The 20,778-nt window shown below is 66.8% G+C and carries 16 protein-coding genes; 6 read left to right on the top strand and 10 right to left on the bottom strand.

Translation table 11 applies throughout. The annotated features are described in order from the left end of the window. Positions 1-53 precede the first annotated feature (53 nt). Positions 54-1,424 carry a dipeptidase gene (locus VGQ44_04870; protein HEV8446124.1) on the bottom strand — a complete coding sequence of 457 codons (1,371 nt, stop codon included), beginning with the start codon at positions 1,422-1,424 and terminating at the stop codon, positions 54-56. Positions 1,425-1,544: 120 nt separating this feature from the next. Further along, positions 1,545-2,339, bottom strand: coding sequence for an MBL fold metallo-hydrolase (locus VGQ44_04865; GenBank protein ID HEV8446123.1), 795 nt, complete (start codon positions 2,337-2,339; stop codon positions 1,545-1,547). A 111-nt stretch (positions 2,340-2,450) separates the two neighbouring features. On the opposite strand from VGQ44_04865, the gene VGQ44_04860 reads away from it, so the two are divergent. Next, entirely contained in the window at positions 2,451-3,818 is a 1,368-nt protein-coding gene (locus tag VGQ44_04860) for an FAD-binding oxidoreductase (GenBank protein ID HEV8446122.1), read from the top strand. Between the two features lie 85 nt (positions 3,819-3,903). Here the strand turns inward: VGQ44_04860 and VGQ44_04855 are convergent, their stop codons facing one another. The 4 genes from VGQ44_04855 to VGQ44_04840 are packed head-to-tail and all read right to left on the bottom strand — an operon-like array spanning position 3,904 to position 8,766. Beyond that, positions 3,904-4,647 carry a LytTR family DNA-binding domain-containing protein gene (locus tag VGQ44_04855; GenBank protein HEV8446121.1) on the bottom strand — a complete coding sequence of 248 codons (744 nt, stop codon included), beginning with the start codon at positions 4,645-4,647 and terminating at the stop codon, positions 3,904-3,906. Beyond that, positions 4,644-5,783 carry a histidine kinase gene (locus tag VGQ44_04850; GenBank protein ID HEV8446120.1) on the bottom strand — a complete coding sequence of 380 codons (1,140 nt, stop codon included), beginning with the start codon at positions 5,781-5,783 and terminating at the stop codon, positions 4,644-4,646. The genes VGQ44_04855 and VGQ44_04850 overlap by 4 nt, the downstream gene beginning before the upstream one ends. A gap of 20 nt (positions 5,784-5,803) precedes the next feature. Continuing rightward, the gene (locus tag VGQ44_04845) at positions 5,804-6,550 is read right to left on the bottom strand and encodes a tetratricopeptide repeat protein (GenBank protein HEV8446119.1); all 747 of its coding nucleotides are present in this window, start codon (positions 6,548-6,550) and stop codon (positions 5,804-5,806) included. A gap of 2 nt (positions 6,551-6,552) precedes the next feature. Further along, positions 6,553-8,766, bottom strand: a complete 2,214-nt coding sequence (locus VGQ44_04840; protein HEV8446118.1) for a TonB-dependent receptor — start codon at positions 8,764-8,766, stop codon at positions 6,553-6,555. Between the two features lie 189 nt (positions 8,767-8,955). Here VGQ44_04840 and VGQ44_04835 point away from each other — a divergent pair, with 189 nt between their 5' ends. Next, positions 8,956-9,519: a MarR family transcriptional regulator gene (locus tag VGQ44_04835; protein ID HEV8446117.1), complete on the top strand. Its 564-nt coding sequence runs from the start codon at positions 8,956-8,958 to the stop codon at positions 9,517-9,519. On the opposite strand, the gene VGQ44_04830 is transcribed toward VGQ44_04835, so the two are convergent. Further along, positions 9,472-11,028 carry a glycosyltransferase family 39 protein gene (locus VGQ44_04830; protein ID HEV8446116.1) on the bottom strand — a complete coding sequence of 519 codons (1,557 nt, stop codon included), beginning with the start codon at positions 11,026-11,028 and terminating at the stop codon, positions 9,472-9,474. The genes VGQ44_04835 and VGQ44_04830 overlap by 48 nt on opposite strands. Beyond that, the gene (locus tag VGQ44_04825) at positions 11,025-12,380 is read right to left on the bottom strand and encodes a hypothetical protein (GenBank protein ID HEV8446115.1); all 1,356 of its coding nucleotides are present in this window, start codon (positions 12,378-12,380) and stop codon (positions 11,025-11,027) included. Before VGQ44_04825 ends, VGQ44_04830 begins: the two co-directional genes overlap by 4 nt. Before the next feature lie 70 nt (positions 12,381-12,450). On the opposite strand from VGQ44_04825, the gene VGQ44_04820 reads away from it, so the two are divergent. From VGQ44_04820 to VGQ44_04805, 4 genes are all read left to right on the top strand, one after another. Continuing rightward, on the top strand, positions 12,451-14,508 hold the full coding sequence (locus VGQ44_04820; GenBank protein ID HEV8446114.1) for a thioredoxin domain-containing protein: 2,058 nt from the start codon (positions 12,451-12,453) through the stop codon (positions 14,506-14,508). A 68-nt stretch (positions 14,509-14,576) separates the two neighbouring features. Then, the gene (locus VGQ44_04815; GenBank protein ID HEV8446113.1) at positions 14,577-14,921 is read left to right on the top strand and encodes a PadR family transcriptional regulator; all 345 of its coding nucleotides are present in this window, start codon (positions 14,577-14,579) and stop codon (positions 14,919-14,921) included. Continuing rightward, positions 14,918-17,578: an ABC transporter permease gene (locus VGQ44_04810; GenBank protein HEV8446112.1), complete on the top strand. Its 2,661-nt coding sequence runs from the start codon at positions 14,918-14,920 to the stop codon at positions 17,576-17,578. Before VGQ44_04815 ends, VGQ44_04810 begins: the two co-directional genes overlap by 4 nt. A 56-nt stretch (positions 17,579-17,634) precedes the next feature. After that, a complete protein-coding gene (locus VGQ44_04805; protein ID HEV8446111.1) occupies positions 17,635-18,207 on the top strand; it encodes an isoprenylcysteine carboxylmethyltransferase family protein in 573 nt (190 codons plus the stop codon). A gap of 234 nt (positions 18,208-18,441) precedes the next feature. Here the strand turns inward: VGQ44_04805 and VGQ44_04800 are convergent, their stop codons facing one another. Both VGQ44_04800 and VGQ44_04795 read right to left on the bottom strand, forming a co-directional pair. Continuing rightward, positions 18,442-19,776, bottom strand: coding sequence for an amidohydrolase family protein (locus tag VGQ44_04800; protein ID HEV8446110.1), 1,335 nt, complete (start codon positions 19,774-19,776; stop codon positions 18,442-18,444). A gap of 82 nt (positions 19,777-19,858) precedes the next feature. Further along, on the bottom strand, positions 19,859-20,581 hold the full coding sequence (locus VGQ44_04795; protein ID HEV8446109.1) for a hypothetical protein: 723 nt from the start codon (positions 20,579-20,581) through the stop codon (positions 19,859-19,861). Positions 20,582-20,778: the final 197 nt, after the last annotated feature.

Here is a 20,778-nt window from a genome sequence, read left to right as displayed (position 1 = left end):
TGCAGTTGGCTGTTGCCGTTGCCGTTGCGCTGCGTTGCCGCCGCTCGCTCCGCCTACCGGCCGAGCTCCTCCCAGAGGGCCGCCATCGCCCGCATGCCGCGATAGAAATTGTCTTCGCTGAGCCACTCGTTCGGCGCGTGAGCGTTCTCTCCTGGCAAACCGAATCCGACGAGCAGCACGGGGGCATTCAGGATTCGCTGAAAATCGCCGACGACGGGAATTGAACCGCCTTCCCCGGTGATCACGGGCTCGCGGTCGAACGCGGTCGCGAGGGCGCGGCGGGCGGCGTCGAAGAGGGGACCGCCGAGGTCGGCCCGCCATGGGTTGCCGCCGTGCAATGGGCGGACGGTCGCTTCGATGCCGGGAGGGCAGACGCGCTGGACGTGCGCGCGCATGAGTTGTTCGATCTTCTCGGGCCGCTGGTCGGGCACGAGACGGCAGCTGACCTTCGCCATCGCCACCGCGGGCAGCACGGTCTTCGCGCCTTCGCCCGTGTACCCGCTGAGCAGTCCGTTCACCTCGCAGGTCGGCCGCATCCACAGTCGCTCGAGCGTCGTGTATCCCTTCTCGCCGAACAGCGCGGGCGACCCCGTCTCCTCGCGGAAAGCCTTCTCGTCGAACGGGAGTTGCTTCATTTGGCGGCGCGCGACATCACCCCAGTCGCGCACGTCGTCGTAGAAGCCCTCGATGCCGATGTGACCGTCGGCGTCGTGCATCGTGGCGAGGATGCGGGCGAGCGCCATCGCCGGATTCATCACGCCGCCACCGTAGCTGCCGGAGTGCAAATCGGTCGCCGGGCCGCGCACGTCGATCTGGAAGTACGCGAGTCCGCGCAGCGACGACAGAATCGACGGTAATCCGGGCGCGAACATCGCCGAGTCGGAGATCACGACGGCGTCGCAGGCGAGCTCTTTCGCGTGCGCCTCGATGAAATCCGCGAGGTTGTCGCTCCCGACTTCCTCTTCGCCCTCGGCGAGCACGATGATGTTGACGGGAAGCTTGCCGCGCGACGCGAGATGCGCCTCGAGCGCTTTCACGTGCAGGAAGAGCTGCCCTTTGTCGTCGACCGAGCCACGCGCGAAGATCTTCCGGTCGCGGATCGTCGGCTCGAAAGGCGGACTGTCCCACAACTCGATCGGCTCGGCCGGCTGCACGTCGTAGTGGCCGTAGATGAGCACCGTCTGCGCGTCCGCCGCGCCGCGCCACTCACCGACGACGATCGGGTGACCCTTCGTCGCGTGGACGTTCGCCGTGAGTCCGACCTTGCGCAGCGAATCCGCCACCCACTCGGCGGCGCGCGCCGTGTCGGCGTTGTGCTCGGAGCGCGCACTGACGCTCGGAATGCGAAGCAGGTCGAACAGCTCGTCGCGGGCGCGGGATTGATTCTTGTCGAAGAACGTCGTGAGGTCGTTGGCGAGTGGCATTGTCGGGATGTTGTTACGGCTCGCTGTGGCAGGATGGTTTCGAGCGCCACACAAGCATCAACAATTGTGACACGGAAACAAACGGATGTCACGGAAACAAGCAGAGAAAGCTCGGATCACCTAGGCCTCGTCGATCTTCGTCGCCTGCCCGGGTGTTAGCCAGCACAGCCGATCCGAGAGATTGCCGGCCGCGAAGACGCGTTCGATCTCGGCGCGCCCTTCCGAGAAATGCGCCCATCCCTCGTAGTGGAGCGGGACGATCACCGCATCCGGCATCGCGCGCGCGGCGAGGACGCCCTCGTCGGCCGTCATGGTGAGGTGCGCCGGACCGACCTCGCGCACGCGAGCGGCGCCCATGAACAGGAACGCGACGCGAACGTCGGCGCGTTGCGCGACTTCTTCGACGCCCTCGTACCAGACGGTGTCGCCGGATACGTAGATCGAGCGCGGGCGCGCGTCGTTCGAGCTCGCGTCCGAGAGCAAGAAGCCGACGACCGGCCCGCGGTCGCCCCCCACGGGACCATGTCGCGCCGGCGCGGCGGTGATCCGCACGATCGGACCGGTGGGCGATTCGAGCGTCACGGTCTGCCAGGGCGCGAGACCCGTGGCGCCCGCACCGAGCCGCTCGGCCCCGACGAGCGGAACGAAAACACGACGCGCGCGAGCGAGCAGCGCTCGGCCGGCGCGATCGAGGTTGTCGAAGTGGTGATCGTGGCTCAGCAGCACGGCATCGATGTCGCCGAGTAAGTCGGTTCCGACAGCAGGAGCGCCGCCCTTGCGGAGCGTGTACGCGGGCGTTTCGTAGCTCGTGCCCGCGGGATCGAAGGTCGGATCGGTGATGAAGCGAAGTCCGGCGACATCGAGAATCGCGGTCGGGCCGCCGACGTACGTCGCGGTGAGTTCCAAGTGTGTCATGCGGCGAAATCTGCGCGGCGAAGGCAACCCCGGACGCGCCGCGAGCGATGTCCGCTCGCCGCGGCGGGCTGCGTATCTACATCGAGGATCTCCCCGGCTAATAGGCCTCCCATGGCAGCGTCATCAGTAGTCTCAAACTCATTTCACGACCTCGCCAAGGAATTCGACGGCGAGGTGATTCTTCCCGGCGCTCCGGACTACGATGCTCGGCGCGCCGTGTGGAACGGCATGATCGACCGCCGTCCCGCGTGCATCGCGACCTGCAAGAGCGTCGCCGACGTTCAGCGCGCCGTGAAGTTCGCGCGCGCGAACGACCTCACGCTCGCCGTGCGCGGCGGCGGTCACAACGCGGCCGGGCTCTCGAGCGTCGACGGTGGACTCGTAATCGACCTTCGCGGCATGCGCGACGTCGTCGTCGACCCGGTGCGCAAGATCGCGCGCGCCGGCGGCGGCGCGACGTGGGGCGACTTCGATCAGGCGACCACCGAGCACGGACTCGCCGCCACCGGCGGCGCGGTATCCACCACCGGCATCGCGGGACTCACGCTCGGAGGAGGTCTCGGTTGGTTGATGCGGAGCTATGGACTCGCTTGTGACAACATCGTGGGCGCGGAGGTCGTCACGGCCGACGGACGTGTGTTGCGCGCGAGCGCGAGCGAAAACCCGGAGCTCTTCTGGGCGCTGCGCGGCGGCGGCGGCAACTTCGGCGTCGTCACGACGTTCGAGTTCCAGCTGCACGAAGTGTCCACCGTGCTCGGTGGGATGCTGATCTATCCCGTCTCACGCGCGCGCGACGTACTGCGTCTCTATCGGGACGTGACGCGCACCGCGCCCGACGAGCTCACCGTGTTCGCGGCCATGATGCACACGCCGGACGGCATGCCGGTCGTCGCCCTGGCCATGTGCTACAACGGTCCGATGAAGGACGGCGAGAAAGCGATCGCCGCGATTCGATCGTTCGGTTCGCCAATCGCGGGTGAGGTGGGGCCGATCCCCTACACCGCCCTGCAGTCGATGCTCGACGCCGGATTCCCGTCGGGACTGCAAGTGCACTGGCGCTCCGAGTTCGCCGCCCAGCTCCCCGACGAGTTGATCGACTCGCTCGTCGCGGCGTTCAAGAACGTGAAGTCACCGCTCAGCGCGCTGCTCATCGAGCAGTTCGGCGGCGCGGTGAAGCGCGTTCCCGTCGACGCCACCGCGTTCGACCAGCGTGACGCGGCCTACAACATGGTGATCGTGTCGCGATGGGTGACGCCGCTCGACGCCGAACCGAACGTACAGTGGGCGCGCGCGACGTCGGATGCGGTAAAGCCGTTCGGCACGGGGACGGTGTACGTGAACTACATCGGTGCCGGCGAAAGTCCGGATCGCGTGCGCGCGTCGTTCAGCCCGACGAAGTTCGCGCGGCTCGCCGAGATCAAGCGCAAGTACGATCCGACGAACCTGTTCCGAACCAACCAGAATATTCCGCCGGGGTAGTGTGCCGGGGGCGGAGGCGGCGTGCGGAGACCTGGAACACTCAAAGGGACGAGTGCGGAGGCGAGGTGCCCCGCACTCGTCCCACTTAAATGGCCAGTCCCCTCAACTCTCGTGACCGCGTCCGACTGGCTAGAATCTTCGCTCCGTCGCGCATGACGACTTCATAGCGCATTCCCTCGGCCGGCGACAACGACGCGACGTGGTCGAGGTTCACGATGTGCGAACGATGGATGCGGCGAAAGCGGTCGGGGTCGAGGCGCGCCTCGAACTCGTTCATGCCGAGGTAGACGAGATAGCGCCGCCCCCGGCTGTGCACGGCGACGTAGTCGTCGTCGGCCTCGAGCCGCTCGATGTCGGCGGCGGCGATCGGCACCAGGCGGCCGCGGTCGCGCACGAAGATTCGCGTGAGCCAGCGGTCGCGCTGCTCGATCGCCTCGTGCGCACGATGCGTGACCGGCACGTCGCCGTCGCCTCGTACCGCGCGCTTCACGCGATCCAGCGCGGCGTACAGGCGATCTCGACCGAACGGCTTCAATAAATAGTCGATCGCCTCCAGCTCGAACGCGGCGACGGCGAACTTGTCGTACGCCGTCGTGAACACGACCGCCGGATCGCACGTGATGCGGCGCAGCACGCCCAGTCCGTCGAGCTCCGGCATCTCGATGTCGAGAAAGACGAGATCGGGGCGAGTCGACTCGATGACCGAGACGGCGGTGAGGCCGTCGGCCGCCTCGCCGACGCAGTGAATCCAGTCCACGTCGCTCACCAGATCCCGCAGCTGCGCCCGCGCGATCGGCTCGTCTTCGACGATGACGGCGCGCGTCTTCATGCGGGAATGGTCGTCCCTTCGCGTGGCGGCGCGAGGCTCGGCGCGGGCATCAGAACCGTGCCGACGTGCGCGGGGATCGACACACGCACGGCGAAGCCTTCGCGCGGCGCGGTCGTGATCGAGAACGACGCGTCGATGCCGTAACGCGTCTCGAGCCGCTGGCGCACGGCGCGCAATCCCATTCCGACCGCCGCGTCGACGTCGGGCTTGTTCGCTCCCGGGCCGTCGTCGCGCACTTCGAGCATGAGCGAATCGTCGTCGAGCGCCGCGGCCAGCTCGATCGTTCCACCCTGCACGCGCGGTGCGACGGCGTGCTTGATCGCGTTTTCGACCAACGGCTGCAACGTGAGCGACGGAATCACGCAGTCGAGGGCGTCGGGATCGATCCGCTCCACGACTCGCAACCGGTCACCCAGCCGCAGCTGCTCGAGCGAGAGATAGTCGCGCACGAATCGCAGCTCCTCGGCCAACGTGACGTCCTCACGCGCGGCGCGCTTGACGTCCAACACGTAGCGGAGCATGTCGCCGAAGCGCTCGAGCGCGTGCTCGGCGGTGTTCGGCTCGCGCGAGACGAGCGCGGTGAGCGTGTGCAGGGTGTTGAAGAGAAAATGCGGGTTGAGCTGGCCGCGCAGGGCCGCCAACTCGGCGCGCATACGAAGCGCGTCGGCGCGAGCGGCGCGGGCCTGCTCTTCGCGAAGACTCCGGGCGAAGCGGATCGCGTGCGAGCCCGCGGCGAGCACGCAGTAGACGAAGAAGCCGTCGAGCACCTGGAAGCCGGCGAACGCCTGCGCGGCCGCCCACGCGCCCGAGAAGCCGGTCTGTGCGGCGATTTGTGCGACTTCGATGCCGAGCCACGCGAACGCGATTGTGGCGCCGACGACCACGTGCACGAGGACGATCGTCAGGGCGTTTGCCCGCCGCCGCTCGAGGAGACCGGACAACCACCAGACGCCGATTCCGAACAGCGCGATCGGAACGACGTAGAAGAATCCGGCGATGAGCGCGCGCTCCGGCGGCAACGTTTTCGTCGTCGTCAGTGCCAGGGCATAGAAGCCGGCGAACGGAACCCACGCCGCGGCGTAGATCCACCACGCGTAGCCGCCGAGCGCGCGACGAGAAGAGTTGGATTTCTCCATTGTGTTCGTCCGGATTGTCGTTATTTGAGCGCGGACGCGAGCCACTGCGCCCATCGATAGTTCGGGCTGATTTCGACCGCCTTCTTGTACATGTCGGCTGCCGTCGCCTTGTCGCCCTTCTTCTCGTAGACCTGACCGAGCCACACGTAGGCCTCGGCTTTCCCCCACGCCGGCTCGCCCGGTTTCGGCGAATCGGACGCGAACAACTCGACCGCGCGTTTCAGGTATTCCTCGGCGACGTCCAATCCGCCGCCGTACTCCGCGGGAGTGAACATCGCCCCCTGTCCGCGGACTAGCCAGACGCGCGGGTTCGCCGGTCCGCTGCGCAGCGCCGAGGTCGTCGACGCCTGTGATTGCATGCCGAGCTCCATGGCGCGCGACGGATTTCGTGCGATGAGCTGCCCGTCGACAGCCGACAACAGAATGTGGGTTTCGGGCAGGATTCTCGCGTTCAACGACTTCGTGAGAATGTCACGCGCGCGCTCGAAGGTGGGCGACGCGTCTTGATGTTGTTGCTGCATCAGTGCCTGTCGATAGAGCGCATAGCCCTGGTAGTGGAGAATGAGACCGTCGTTCGGGTAGGCGATGGCGACGCGCGACGCAAGCGCCACTGCCGCGGAGAGCGCCGCGGTGTCGCCGGCGATCTGCGCCTTCTCGATTTCCGCGGCGATCGTGTCGGCCCACTTGGCGGGTGCGCTGCCCTGCGCGGCGAGCGGAGGTACGTAGAGCGCGGCGAGAGCGGACGAAAGCATCAGTCGGCGAATCATGGTCAGCCTCGGATGTGGGTGAGGGAGGCGCCGAAGTAGAGCGAGCGGTTGAACAGGCTCCGGACTGGAATGCGACGCGAATAGTCGCTGGTGTAGGTGTACTCGTAGAGATTCGTGCGGTCGAACACGTTGTCGAGCGAGACGAAGTAGACGAGCTGGTTGTTGCCGGGAACCCGCGTCACGCGCGACATCGCGACGTCGAACTTCTTTTCTGGTGGGAGACGGCCGCTCTGCGGTGCCGCGTATTGCGGGAGGTACACGTGCGTCGTGGGATCGAACGTCGCGCCGGTGATTGGCGTGAACGGCTTGCCCGTCGCGTAGCGCCACGCGAAGCTCACGCTCCATCCTTTCGGCAGCGACTGGTCGAACACGAGTGTCAGCGAATTGGTGATGTCGAACGGCGCCGGCGCTTGGACGCCCGTGCCGGCATCCGTGCGCCACGAGTGTACGTAGCTGTAGCTCATGCGCGCGGTGAAAAACGGCCAGATCCGATGCTTCACGAAGACGTCGGCACCACGCGCGACTCCGGTTCCGCCGCCGACGGCCGTGCGATTGTCGCGCGTCAGTCCGATCAGGTCCTCATACCGCTTGTCGTACAGTTCGACGCGCGCGACCTCGTTGCCGCTTCCGATCTGCGTTCCCAACACCGACTGGAGCGCGCGCTCCGGCGGCGCGCCGGGAAGCCCCACCGTCGGCGACATGTACAGGGGATCAGGCACTTGGTGATAGACCCCGAGGGCCGCGGTGATCGTCGCGGCGCCGAGCTCGTAGGCGGCGGAGACTCGTGGGTCGACCGTGCGGACCTTCGTGAGCGACGCGTAGTCGCTGCGTGTACCGGCGATGAGCCGCAGATTCTCGAGCGCGCGCCAATCTGCCTCGGCGAACACACCGCTGTGGATGCCGTCTATGGGGGCGTCGAACAAGGTTCGACGCGCCCCCGGCGCGACGTCGGTGAACGAGAGCGGGATGGAGCCGCTGAAGCGCGAGTTGCGCCAGTCGGCGTCGCCGCCGACGCGGAAGCCGATCTCGCCGCGCGGGCTCCACGTCGTCTGCGTGAAGACTTGCGTCCAGCGTTCCTCGGTGCCGAGGTCGAACACGCCGTACTGCTCGCTGCGGCGGGCGGTGGAGTACGACACGCTCACCGTCGGCGCGAAGGAACCGAACAGGTCGGTCCACCCTGCCGTGAACATCCGGCTCTTCACGTCCGCGAAGTAGCCGCCCGCGTACGACGGATCCGAGACCTCGATGCCCAATGCATTCGAGCGATCGATGGCGAACGTCTTGATCTGCCCCGTCGGCGAATAGTCGTAGATGACGCTGCCGCTGAAGTCGTTGCCGTTTGGAACTGGTGAATAGCTGCGCGTCGATCCGTTGACGTCGAATAGGTATCGGAGATCGCTGTGCCCCGCCGTCGCGTGCACGGTGAGTCCGTGCGAGAGCGCGAGGTCGGCCCCGGACGAGACGCTCGCCAAGCCGGCGACGACCGTTTCGCTGCTCTGCACCGGCCGCCCTGCCGTGCGCAAGTCCGCCACACCAGACAGAATGTTTCCGTACCGCGCGCCGAACCCACCCGACGAGAAGAAGATGCCGTCGAGCAAGAACGGATTCACCGTGACCGTGTAGTTGCCGGTCGGTGTTTGATAGTTGTACGGCGACAGCATCACGGTGTTGTTGAGCAGGACCTTCGTCTCGCTCACGTCGCCGCCGCGCACGAACAGTCCCGTGCCTTCGTCGACGTTCTGGACGCCCGGGAGCGTCTGTATCGCGCGCGCGATGTCGGCGGTGGCGCCGGGCGTGGTCACCACCTCGAGCGCCGTGAGCGTCGCGCCACGCTCGTTTCCCGCCGTGTAGGCACCCGCCTGCACCGTGATCGGCATGAGGATCGCCGTTTCAGGACTCAGCGCGAGCGCCACCGCATCGGTCGTATCGACCGGGACGACGAGATTCGCCGGCGCGAAGCCGATTCGTCGCACGACGACGGTGACCGAGCCGGCCGCCCTGGTGCGTATTGAAAAGTGTCCCGCAGTGTCGGTCGTCGCGCCGTCGAGCGACTCGAGGAGAAAGACGTCGGCACCGCGCACGGGGGCGCCGGAAGCCGTCACCGTGCCGCGCAGCACGTGCGCCGCGGCTGGCGAGGAGGGCTGCTGGGCGGGAGCGAAGGTCGGCGAGATGGCCCCGACGGCCACAATCAGGGGGAGAGTTGCGTAGGTCTTCATGCCGATTACCCTACGGCCGCGGTCCGCGCACGTCGCCAACTTTTCGGTGAACCGCGCAAACGGCTCGGTAAGCGGTCGAAACTCGCTTTTAGACCTCGCGCCTCCCCTGTCAACGCTCTATCATCCGCTACGGCGCAACTGACGAGGGGAGGGCCGGACGTGGCAGCGAGCGATCAGGACGGAGCGGGCGTGGCGGCAGAATCAGACGAAGACGCGCACGGCCTTCAGGCGGAGATCGCCCAGCGTCGGCCCTTCCATTCGATCAAGGCGGAAGTCACCGTCGGCATTCTGCGCACTGCGGCCCTCATCGAGCGGCATTTCGCGCAGGTCGTCGCACGGACGGGCGTGACGGTGCAGCAGTACAACGTGCTGCGCATCCTCCGCGGCGCGGGAGTGGACGGTCTCCCGACCCTCGTCATCCGCGACCGGATGATCCACGCGGCACCCGGCATCACCCGCCTTCTCGACAAGCTCGAAAAGGCCGGGCTCGCTCGGCGCGAGCGCGCGTCACCGGACCGGCGACAGGTTTTCTGCTATATCACGCCGAAGGGACTCGAGGTGCTCGCGCAGCTCGACGAGGAAATGCGGCGTGCCGACGACGTCGCCGTCGGCACCCTCGACGAAGCGCAGCAGCGACAGCTCATCAAGTTGCTCGAGGGAGTCCGCGCGGTACACCGCGCCGGAAACGCGCCGATCGACAGCGCCTTAGTGGGCCGCGGTGACAACGGGCCAGCCTCCGCGCCAACCGACTAGTGTCCACAGTCGCCGGCGACCGATTTCGCCTGAGCCTCGCCGCAATACAACTACGGCATCCCGATCTATAGAAGTGAAGTACGGCGCGAGCCGAGCGACGGCCGCGTGGGTCTCCTCGGATTCGTCAACGACCAGCACCAGCGCGTCACCTGGCCGCGCGACATCCGGAAAGCGTGGCCACAGGTCGTACTGATTCGCGCGCCCCGAGAGATTCGTCGCGAACGTCGTCGCATGCGCCCGCCCCGGTGAGTTGAGCGAGAGCTCGGCCGCCTCCTGATATCGATCGGCGCCGACCCACACCGTCGCGTTGTTCGCGGCGCGCAGTGCGGTGCGCGTGCTGTCGGCAGCTCGCGCGAGCTCCGACCAGCCGAACGCCCGCGCGATTGGATCCCGCGATGGAGCAATCGGGAGAATGGGTGTCAGCCCCTGCGCGTAGATCGCGAGCGACATCAAGCCCCCCAGCGCGACGCCCGCGCGGATCCACACTTCACGACGGCGGGTTCGAAGCCGGCGCGCGAGCAGCACGATTGCCGGCACGTACGCCGTCGCCGGCCAGTTCGGCTCGACGCGCTGGCGAAACGCGCTGACGACGAAGAACGCGAAGCACACGAGAGCGACGACGCCGAGCACGCGCTCGGAGTCGGTCGCGGTTTGATCGAACGATCGCCAGACGACGATTCCCATCAGCACGAAGAGAATCGGCGAAACGAGAGCGGCCTGCCCGCCGAACAGATCGCCCTCGTGCTTCCATGCCGCCACGAGCACCGATCCCTGCGGCGTCGAAAGCCCGTGCCGCAACTGAAACGCGAACGACACCCACTCGTGCCTCGCGTTCCACAGGACGACGGGCAGAAAGATCAGCGCCGCGACCAAACACGCGACATACGGCCCGTAGTCCTTGAGCCGCCAACGCAACGTCGGACGCGTCGTGAACGCGATCAGCACCCCCAAAGGCACGAGCACGGCCGTGTACTTCGAGAGAAACGCGACGCCGAGTGAAATGCCGGCCGCGGTCCACCACGCCAGCGAGCGTCGTAGATCGTTCCCTGCCTCGACGGCACGCAGCACGAAGTAGAGCGTCGCCGCCGTCGCCATCAGCAACGGTGCGTCGGGCGTAGCGAGCACGAGTCCCGCGGCGGCGAGTGGGAGAACGCTCATGATGATCGCGGCTCGAACCGCGACCATCGCATCACCACCGGCGATTCGACGCGCCATCCCGATCGTGAACAGCGACGCGATCCACCCGGCGAGGATCGAACCGAAACGAATTCCGATCGGCGTCGGGCCGAGCATCGACGTCCCGAGCCTGATGAGCAGCGCCACCATCGGCGGATGATCGAAATACCCGGGCGCGAGGCGCCGCGACCATTCCCAGTAGTACGCCTCGTCGGGAAAGACCGGGAGCACCGCGGCAAACACGAGCCGAATCACCGCGGCCGCGCTCACGATCGAGACCGCGGTCCCCCAGCGGGGTGGGGCGCTGCGCCGCGCGGCCGGCGCGATCGTCACGCCCCGGCTGGCGCGGGAGGAGGATGCGGGGTGGCGGCGCGCTTCCGCCGGCGCCGGCGCACCGCCGCGGCGATCAACACGATGGCCCACGTCCATGCGATCCACATCACGCGCTCGTCCGCCGAGAGCGTCGTGAGCATGCGCCACGCGACGGCCGGACCGGCGAGCGCGATCGAGGTCGGCGTCGTCGACCCGGCGATACGCCGCTCGGCAACGCGCGTCGCATCCTTGCGTCCGTTGCGCAGCACTTCTTCGATGCGTCGCGAGAGCGAGTCGCCCGGCATCCCGCGCCAACCGGGAATTCGCAGCAGCGTCCACGCGGGGGCGGCGCGGCCGTAACCGTGGTTGTCGGATCCGGAGACCGGCGCGAGGTTCTGCTTGTCGATGAGCGAGTCGATGCGCTCGCGGTCGCGACGGCCCTCTGTGAGCCCGCGCGGCGAGCCGTCCACGACCTCGATCGCCTGCACACCGCCGCCGCCGCCCAGCTCGGGACTCGCCGCGGGAACCTTGTCCAGATTTCCGGGAATCGTCTCGATCAAAACCGGCGTCGTGGGCGGAATGATGCTCGCCAGCTGCAACGCCTGCTCGTCGACGTCGCCCATGTCCGCGGTGAGAATTCCTTTGTAGCGGCGGCCCGCGTTGAGAATGACCACATGCTCGCCGCGGAACACGGCTTCGATGCCCTGGAGGATCAGCGTTCCCTGTCCCGCGACCGCCGGATTCGACGCTATGCCGCGCTCGGCGCCGGTGAACGAGCGGTGGTCGGTGATGTACGCGACGTCGTAGCCCGCGTCGCGGTGCCAGGCGCGAACGTCGTCGTCTGTCCACCCTTTGCGCCCGTCGTGCGACGCCTCGGTGTGCGAATGGAAATCGACGGCGAGCACGGTCTCGTCCGAGACCGTCAGCGAAGCCATCGGCCTCGGCAGGTACGCGGCAGCCGCGTACGTCAGGACGATTGCGCCGAGCAAGATTGCCGCGCCGTTTATCTCGCGCCGCGGGTCCGGTTTGGTGCTGGAGGCCAGCAGGCGCCACACGACGTACACGCCGATGACCCACAGCAGCACGGCGATGTGCTGCGGAATCGTGAGCAGCGTGACCGTGTCGAGAATGGCAGAGAGCGGCGCCAGGAGGATATAGCCCGGCGACACCTCGAGCCGCGCTTCGCCGACCGCCGCGCCTGACACGGCGTCGCGGATGGGATCGGCGGCGAACGCGGCCGACACGATCACGGCCAGCGTGATCGCGACGGCCCACCACGAAATGCGGCGGTGCCATGGCAGCCGTGGCGAAGGCGATTCGTGGTGCGCGTGAGCCGGTGCGGCGCGCGGTGTCTTGCGACTCGCTTTGGCCATCGCGGATTACCTTCTCAGGAACGCGTCGCGCATCGTGTCGCAAAACTGACGAGCCTAGCCGCATCTCACAATGCCCAACCGCCTGGCGACCGAGACCAGTCCGTACCTGTTGCAGCACGCCGGGAATCCGGTGGATTGGTACCCCTGGTCGCCCGAAGCTCTCGAGCGGGCGAAGGCGGAGAACAAGCCGATCCTGCTGAGCATCGGCTACGCGGCCTGCCATTGGTGCCACGTGATGGCGCACGAGTCGTTCGAGGACGACACGACCGCCGCGTTGATGAACGAGCGCTTCGTGAACATAAAGGTCGACCGCGAGGAGCGTCCCGACCTCGACTCGATCTACATGCAGGCCGTGCAGGCGATGACGGGGCACGGCGGCTGGCCGATGACGGTGTTCCTCACTCCGGACGGCGCGCCGTTCTATGGCGGTACGTATTATCCGCGCGAGGATAGGCACGGCATCCCGTCGTTCAAGCGAATCCTCACGGCGGTGTCGGAGGCATATCGCGCGAAGCCGGCGGAAGTCGCCGCCACGGTCGACGCGCTGCGCGATCTCTACGTCGCCACGCAGCCGGTCGCCGGCGAGCCCATCTCGGCTGCACTGCTCGACGGAGCCTATCACTTCATGAGCCGAGCGTACGACGAAGCGTATGGCGGCTTCGGGAGCGCGCCGAAGTTTCCGCAGACGATGTCGCTCGAGTTCCTGCTCACGCATTGGGCTCGGCGCGGCATCGAGAACGCGCTGTCGATGGCCGAGCAGTCGTTTCTGCGAATGGCGCGCGGCGGAATCTACGACCAAGTCGGCGGCGGTTTCGCGCGGTACGCCGTCGATCGCGTCTGGCTCGTGCCCCATTTCGAGAAGATGCTGTACGACAACGCGCTGCTCATCCGGCTCGGTACGCGCCTCTGGCAAGCGACGAAGAACGCGGAGGTGAAGCGCATCGTCGCCGAGACGATTCGTTGGGCCGCGCGCGAGATGCGGTCGCCTGAGGGCGGATTTTACTCGAGCCTCGACGCGGATAGCGAAGGCCACGAAGGCAAGTTCTATGTCTGGGATGCGGCCGAGCTGGATTCGATCCTCGGCGGCGACGCGGCGATCATGCGCGCGTATTGGGGCGCGACGGAGGGCGGCAACTTCGAGGGAAAGAACATTCTTTCGGTCGCGAGCGCCGATCCCCGCGCCCTGGCCCGCCAATTCTCGATCGACGTGGCACAACTGGAGCCAATCGTCGAGCGCGCGAAGGCGAAGCTGTACGAGGTTCGGTCGAAGCGTGTGTGGCCCGGACGCGACGACAAGATTCTCGCGTCGTGGAACGGCCTCGCGGTTCGCGCGCTCGCCGAAGCAGCACGCGCTTTCGGCGACGACGAGTTCACGGCGCTCGCGTTGAACGGCGCGACGTTTTTGTTCGATCGGCTCGTGGTCGACGGACGCGTGCTTCGGTCGTACTCGGGCGGTCGCGCGCGCATCGCCGGCTATCTCGAGGATCACGCCGCCGCCGGCCTCGCCGCGCTCGCCGTCTACGAGCTCACGTTCGACGATCGCTGGCTCGCGCGCGCACGCGAGCTCGGCGCCTCGATGACGCGATGGTTCTGGAACGAGGCTGAGGGCACGTTCTTCGACACGGCGGCGGATCACGAAGCGCTCATCACCCGTCCGCGCGACGTCTACGACAACGCGACGCCATCCGGAACGTCGCTGGCCGTGGAGCTGCTGCTGCGTCTCGCGGAGTTGTTCGACGAACGAGGCGCGTACGATCGCGCGGCGAAGGTCGCGAACTCGATCGCCCCCGCAGTCGCGCGGTATCCGTTGGCGTTCGGACAGATGCTTTGCAACGCGGACATGCTCGTGAACGGTGCGGTCGAGTTGGCGATCGTCGGCGATCCGACGAGGCCCGATTTTCAGGCCATGGCGGAGGCGGCAGCGACGAGGTACGTGCCCTCGTTCATCGTCGCAGGCGGGCCCGAATCCGGCGCGAACGCCGGCGTTGCCTTGCTGGCGGATCGGACGACGATCGACGGAAAGGCGACCGCGTACTTGTGCCGAAACCGCGTCTGCGAGCTGCCGGCGACCGGCGTCGAGCAACTACAGAACGGATTCGACCGGCTCGCCATGCCGGTTCCGACCTGACGCGAGAGCCTCTTGACCGGCCCCGGCCCGAACCATAGGTTGCCGATACCTCGGCATCCGATGGGTCTATGGCCAGATCGGTCGACCTTCTGCAAGGCACGCTCGACCTGCTCGTCCTCAAGACGCTGAGCTGGGGACCGGCCCACGGCTACGCGATCGCGCGCTGGATCGAGCAGCTCACCGGCGAGGTGCTGCGGATCGGTGAGGGGTCGCTCTACCCCGCTCTGCACCGCCTCGAGGAACGAAGCCTCGTCGCATCCGACTGGCAGCGCTCGTCGACGAATCGCCGCGCGAAGGTGTACCGGCTGACGCCGGCCGGACGAACGCAGCTGCGCGCCGAATCGGGGGAGTGGAGCGACTTCGTCGCCGCCGTCGCCAAGGTGCTGCGCGCCGCGGAGGCGCCGTCGTCATGACGGAATCCAAAGAACGTTGGTTCCGCGCGTTGACTCTCGTTCGGCGAAGCGCCGGCCGCGACGTCGACGACGAATTGCGATTCCATGTCGAGAGCCGCGTCGCCGATCTCGTCGCGAGCGGCGTCGACCCCGCGACCGCACGCGCGCGTGCGGAAGCGGAATTCGGCGATCAGCGCACCATCCGCGAACAAACCGTGCGGATCGACGAGCGCATCCGCCGGCGACGGCGGCTGGGCGACTGGTTGAATGAGATCTGGCGAGACGTCGTCGTCGGGCTTCGGTCGCTGCGTCGAACACCGGGAGTCGCGATCAGCGCGCTCCTTTGCAGCGCGCTTGGCATCGGTGCCACGGGCGCGATCACGTCCGCCGCCTACGCGATTCTCGTACGCGCGCTCCCGTACGCCGACGCCGACCATCTCGTCGCGGTGTACAGCGAAAACCCGGGACGCGCGTATCATCGAGTCAACGTGTCGTGGCCGGACTACGAAACGTGGCGTGACGGCACCCGCGCATTTTCGGCACTCGGCATGTGGACGTGGACGACGCTCACCTTCTCCGGAGAAGGCGGCGAGGCGGAGCGTATCGAAGGTGCCGAGATGACGCCGAATCTCGTGACGATCCTCGGCGTCGCGCCCGAGCTGGGCCACGGGTTCGTCCCGACCGACACCATGCCCGGCGCACCGCCGGTGGCGCTCATCAGCCATGGACTCTGGCAGCGCCGGTATGGAGGCGACTCGACCATCGTCGGGCGACGCGTCGAGATCGGCAGCCAGATGACCACGATCGTCGGCGTCATGCCGCCGCGGTTCAACTTCCCTGACCGCGGTGACGCGTGGATTCCGTTCAAGCCACGCCCCGGTGCCGAGGCGCACGGCAACCGCGGCTACGCGGGTGCCATTGGGCGCTTGCGGCCGAACGTCACGATCGACCAAGCGCGATCGGACATGTACAGAATCGACGCCGCGATGGTGCGCGATTTCCCGAACGAGAACGAGGGCTGGCGCTCGGAGATCCTGCCGCTGCGCGACGATCTGGTCGGAGACCTGAAGCGTCCGGTGCAGATCTTCCTCGCCGCCGTCATGATGGTCCTGCTCATCGTCTGCGCCAACGTCGCGAACCTTTTGCTCGCGCGCGGCGCCGCGCGGTCCGGTGAGATCGCCGTGCGCACGGCGCTCGGCGCGTCGCGCCAACGACTCGCGCGTCAGTTGATGACGGAGAGTTTCGCGTTGGCGATCGTAGCCGGCGCCTTCGGCGTGATGATCGCCTGGTGGGGCGTGAGGTTGCTGCGGTACGCGTTTCCGGGACAAACGCCTCCGTCGTACATCTCTCTCACGGTCGACGGGGCCTCGCTCGCGTTCATCGCCGGCATCACGCTGCTCACAGGCGTGCTGTTCGGAATTCTTCCCGCCGTCCGTGGTACGCGAGTCGATCTTGGCACGGTGCTGCGCGGAGTGGGGCGAGGCTCGGACGGTCATCAGTCACGCGTGCGCGGCTCGTTGGTCGTGCTCGAGATCGCGCTGACGGTCGTGCTGACCGTCGGAGCGATGCTGCTGTTGCGCAGCTACAAGAACTTCGAGGGCACGGCGCTCGGCTTCGACGAGCAAGGTATTCTTTCGGCGCGGATCGCCCTCGCGAAACCGGATTATCCGACGAGCGCGCAGCGGATCGAGTTCTACGATCGTCTGCTCGCGCGTCTGCGTGCGTTGCCCGGCGTGACGTTCGCCGCCTCGGCGCAGGGAATTCCGTTCAGCGGCTGGAATCTGCAAGCGTGGGCACGGATCGAGGGAATGCCCCCGCGAAAGCGCGGTGAGGAACTGGACGCACACTATCAATACGTATCTTCGGACTACTTCAAGGCGATCGGCGTTGGACTCGTTCGCGGCCGCTGGCTCACGCCGCAAGATAGGGATTCGCTCCATCCGCCGGTGCTGGTGAACGAGCAGATGGTCAAGGTCGGTTTTGGCGGCGCGGACCCGATCGGTAAACATGTTCTTATTGGCGGCGACCGCGATCCCGTGGCCACGGTCGTCGGCGTCGTGCGTGACTTTCGGCATTATCGATTGCCGGAGCCGATGGGACCGGCTGTGTACTACGCGTACGCGGCATATCCGACGCTCGGACAGACCATCGTCCTTCGCACTGGAAGCCGCGACCCACACGCGCTCATTCCGGAGCTGCGCCGAGTGGTTCGCGAGCTCGATCCACGCGTCGCCCTTTCCGAGGTTCAGACGTTCGACGAGGTCGTCGGGCGTTCGCTCTGGCGTCAAAGACTCCACGGCGCGGTCTTGAGCATCTTCGCCGTGCTCTCGCTGGTGTTGGCCTGCATCGGTTTGTACGGCGTTCTCTCGTATGCCGTGACGCAGCGAACACGTGAGCTCGGCGTGCGCATCGCGCTCGGCGCGAACACCGGGGACGTGGTGCGGCTCGTCTTGCGGCAGAGCGGCGCCCTCGTGGTGGGCGGCGTGGCGGTCGGGTTGATCGGAGCGTTGTTCGCGAGCCGGCTGCTCGAGACGCTGCTCTACGGCGTCGGACCGGCCGATCTGTTGACCTTCACGACGGTGCCGCTCGGTCTCGCGGCCGTCGCGCTGTTGGCGTCGGCGATCCCCGCTCGCCGCGCCGCCGAGGTGGACCCGATCGCCGCGATTCGCGCGGAGTAGGCGAAACCTCACTCGCCATCGATCCGTCGTTTGGTGGTCCACCTTTCGACGGATCGATGGCTTTTTTCAGTTCGTATCTGATTCCAGCGCTGTGGGTCGCGTGGCTGGCGGGGTGGTGGCTTGCCGCCCGAAACACCAAACAGACCGCGCGCCGCGAGTCGCTCGGGTCGCGACTCAGCTACACGGTGCCTCTCGGGATCGGAGTGTGGCTGCTCATCAGCCGCCGAATCCCCTGGCCGGCGCTCAACGCGCGCTTCGTTCCGCTCGCGACGTGGCCGTACGTCGTTGGTGTCGCGCTCGTCGTTGTCGGACTGGCGTTCGCCACCTGGGCTCGCGTGTACCTCGGCCGCAATTGGTCAGCGTCGGTCACGCTCAAGCGAGATCATGAGCTGGTGCGATCGGGGCCATACCGGTGGGTGCGAAATCCGATCTACACCGGGATCCTCGTCGCGCTTGCCGGCAGCGCGCTCGCGCGGGGGCAGTGGTCCGGCGTGCTGGCGGTCGTGATCGCGTTTGGGTCGTTCTGGTACAAGGCGAGGCTCGAGGAGCGGGTGATGCACGCGGCGTTCGGCGAGAGCTACGATGCGTACCGGCGCGAGGTGAAGTCACTGATACCCTTCGTCCTCTGAGTTCTGAGCTGAGCTACGAATTGACGTTCAGAATCGCGGCAGCCGGTCGGCATCGCGACTGGACACCCGAGCCTAGCCTCGAGCAGCAGCGACGAGCAGGAGCCTTGAGCAGCTGCTAACGACATCTTCGCAGTCTGCGCTCAAAGCTGCTGCTGAAGGCTGTCGCTCACGGCTTGGCCCGTCCCCTCTTCCGGGATCCTGGCGCCGGCGGGAAGAAACCGGACGGAGCGGCCCTTACGGCAACGCTGGAGTAATGGCAGCGCTCTTGTACACATACCCATTCTTCATCACGAATACCGGCTTCTCCATGACGTGAATGTCCTGGAGCGGATCGCCGGGGACGGCGACGACGTCGGCCCATTTTCCCGGCGCGAGCGATCCGATCTGTTTGTCCCAGCCGAGAAGCTTGGCGCCGTTCATCGTGCCAGCGACAATGGATTGCATTGGCGTCATGCCGCCCCATTCGACCATCAACGTGAACTCGTGGCCGTTGGTGCCGTGCGCGCCCACGCCGGCGTCGGTGCCGAGCGCGATCGGGACGCCGTCTTTGACGGCGATCTTGACCCCGTTCTTCATGGCCGTGGCCGCGGCCCGTGCCTTTTGCGCGCGCAGTCCTTTGAGCACGCCCGCGTCGGCCGCCTTGAGCACCGCCTCGCCCGCGCTCAGCGTCGGCACGAGGTAGGTGCCATGCTGCTTCATGAGCTGCGCGCCTTCTTCGTCGAGAAACGAACCGTGCTCGATCGACGCGACGCCCGCGCGCACCGCGGTCTTGATGCCTTCGGCGCCGTGCGCGTGCGCGGCGACCTTGCGCTCGAGCTTCGTCGCCTCGTCCACCAGCGCCTTCATCTCTTCGTAGGTGTACTGCTGCACGCCGACGGCGTCGCCCTCGGAGAGCACGCCGCCGGTCGCGCACATCTTGATGACGTCGGCGCCGTATTTCGCCTGATAGCGCACGGCGGCGCGGATCTGATCCGCGCCATCGGCCACGCCGAGCATCGGGTTGCCGTCCATCAAGCCCGGACGAAAGCCGTTTTCGTCGCAGTGGCCGCCGGTGATGCCGATGGCGTGTCCGGCGTTCTGCATGCGCGGCCCGATGACGTTTCCTTCGTTCACCGCTTTGCGCAGCGCCATGTCGTCGAAGTCCGGCGCGCCGACGTTGCGAATCGTCGTGAACCCGCCGAGCAGCGTCTTCTGCGCGTTGGCGACTCCGATGATCGCGCCGGTCGCCTGGTAGTCCCTGACCGCGGCGTCGTTGGCCTGCGGATCCGCGAGCTCACGCCCGATGATGTGCGTGTGCGCGTCGACGAAGCCGGGGAGCAGCGTGACGTCGCCGAGGTCGACGAGCGTCGCGCCGGCCGGGATGTTGACCGACCCCTGCTTGCCGACGGCGACGATCTTGTCGTCGGTGACGACCACGACGCCGTTGGTGATCGCGGCCGCGCCCGTGCCGTCGATCAGCCGAGCGGCGCGAAGGGCGACGGTACCGGAGCCCTTGAGCTCCTGCGCGTGAACGACGGCGGGGACAGGAGCGAGAAGAAGGGCGGCGGCTGGGATGATTCTGAATCGCATCGGTTTTCGAGGAGGAGGGAGACCACGAAAACCTTTCGGCGGAAACGGCGGGGCACAAGGCCGCGGACCGGAAAGGGAGCCGTTACGGCGTGCGGAGAACTGGGACGAGGACGGCGACGCCGCTCCTCACTTCCGATGTACGCCGCCCCTCACCCCACGAGGTGTTCACGGGCGCCGCCACGCTTTCGTCGAGCGTCTGTGCTAGGCGCTCGACGTCATAGCCATCATTTCGGACACGAAGGTCGAAATAGAGTACGCCGCTCGTAGCGCCGGTGACGGGCAGCGCCAAGATGAGGACCCACTGGAACAGGAGCTCCTGGACCCGTTCGCCCAAGCCAATGAGCCCAGCAATGAGTCCGGTGCCAAACGCACCGGCGATGACCAGCACGAAGACGATGAGCCACGACATCGCCAGCGAACCGAGAATGTGCCAGAACTGGCCTCGAGCGAGCTGCTTTGAACGGCTGATCGCTTCCGACGTGCCGCTGACGCGCTCGACGACGACGGTCATCGGTGCGGCGAACGTCCAGCACCACACGATGACTCCCGGTATGATCAGCAGGAGGGCGCCGAGGAATGTGAGAATGCCCTGTGCGAACGAGACGACGAGGAGGGTTCCCGATCGACCCGAGGTTTGACCGAAGGCGCTCGCCAGACTGACTGCACGGTCGTGCATCGCGTCGGAGACGACGGCGACCGTGGCGCCGACGGCAAGCGGCATCGCGAATCCGGAGGCGTTCGAAATTAGCTCGCCGAAGGGCCCGCCGATGAGGAACCCCACGATGGCGAACGGACCGAGCAACACGATCCAAATCGCAGCAAGCGTCGCGAAGTGCGCTCGATAGATCGAGAAACCCGCGTCGACGATCTCTCGCCGATCTCGGGCGAAACATCGGTTCGCTCATGCCGATCCTCGAATTGGAGAGGCTGCCTGACCTTCAAGATGTACAAAGAGCGTTCTGACACCGCAAGCCTTAGACGAGTAACGGCGTACGACGCCAC

This window comes from Gemmatimonadaceae bacterium (assembly GCA_036003045.1).
GTDB lineage: Bacteria > Gemmatimonadota > Gemmatimonadetes > Gemmatimonadales > Gemmatimonadaceae > JAQBQB01.
Note: the sequence above shows the minus strand (reverse complement) of the source record. Positions and strands in the feature narration are given on the sequence as shown.

Coding starts and splice junctions, on each gene's coding strand:
- VGQ44_04870 (HEV8446124.1), bottom strand. CDS start 1,424: ATGCCACTCGCCAACGACCTCACGACGTTCTTCGACAAGAATCAATCC.
- VGQ44_04865 (HEV8446123.1), bottom strand. CDS start 2,339: ATGACACACTTGGAACTCACCGCGACGTACGTCGGCGGCCCGACCGCG.
- VGQ44_04860 (HEV8446122.1), top strand. CDS start 2,451: ATGGCAGCGTCATCAGTAGTCTCAAACTCATTTCACGACCTCGCCAAG.
- VGQ44_04855 (HEV8446121.1), bottom strand. CDS start 4,647: ATGAAGACGCGCGCCGTCATCGTCGAAGACGAGCCGATCGCGCGGGCG.
- VGQ44_04850 (HEV8446120.1), bottom strand. CDS start 5,783: ATGGAGAAATCCAACTCTTCTCGTCGCGCGCTCGGCGGCTACGCGTGG.
- VGQ44_04845 (HEV8446119.1), bottom strand. CDS start 6,550: ATGATTCGCCGACTGATGCTTTCGTCCGCTCTCGCCGCGCTCTACGTA.
- VGQ44_04840 (HEV8446118.1), bottom strand. CDS start 8,766: ATGAAGACCTACGCAACTCTCCCCCTGATTGTGGCCGTCGGGGCCATC.
- VGQ44_04825 (HEV8446115.1), bottom strand. CDS start 12,380: ATGGCCAAAGCGAGTCGCAAGACACCGCGCGCCGCACCGGCTCACGCG.
- VGQ44_04820 (HEV8446114.1), top strand. CDS start 12,451: ATGCCCAACCGCCTGGCGACCGAGACCAGTCCGTACCTGTTGCAGCAC.
- VGQ44_04815 (HEV8446113.1), top strand. CDS start 14,577: ATGGCCAGATCGGTCGACCTTCTGCAAGGCACGCTCGACCTGCTCGTC.
- VGQ44_04810 (HEV8446112.1), top strand. CDS start 14,918: ATGACGGAATCCAAAGAACGTTGGTTCCGCGCGTTGACTCTCGTTCGG.
- VGQ44_04805 (HEV8446111.1), top strand. CDS start 17,635: ATGGCTTTTTTCAGTTCGTATCTGATTCCAGCGCTGTGGGTCGCGTGG.
- VGQ44_04800 (HEV8446110.1), bottom strand. CDS start 19,776: ATGCGATTCAGAATCATCCCAGCCGCCGCCCTTCTTCTCGCTCCTGTC.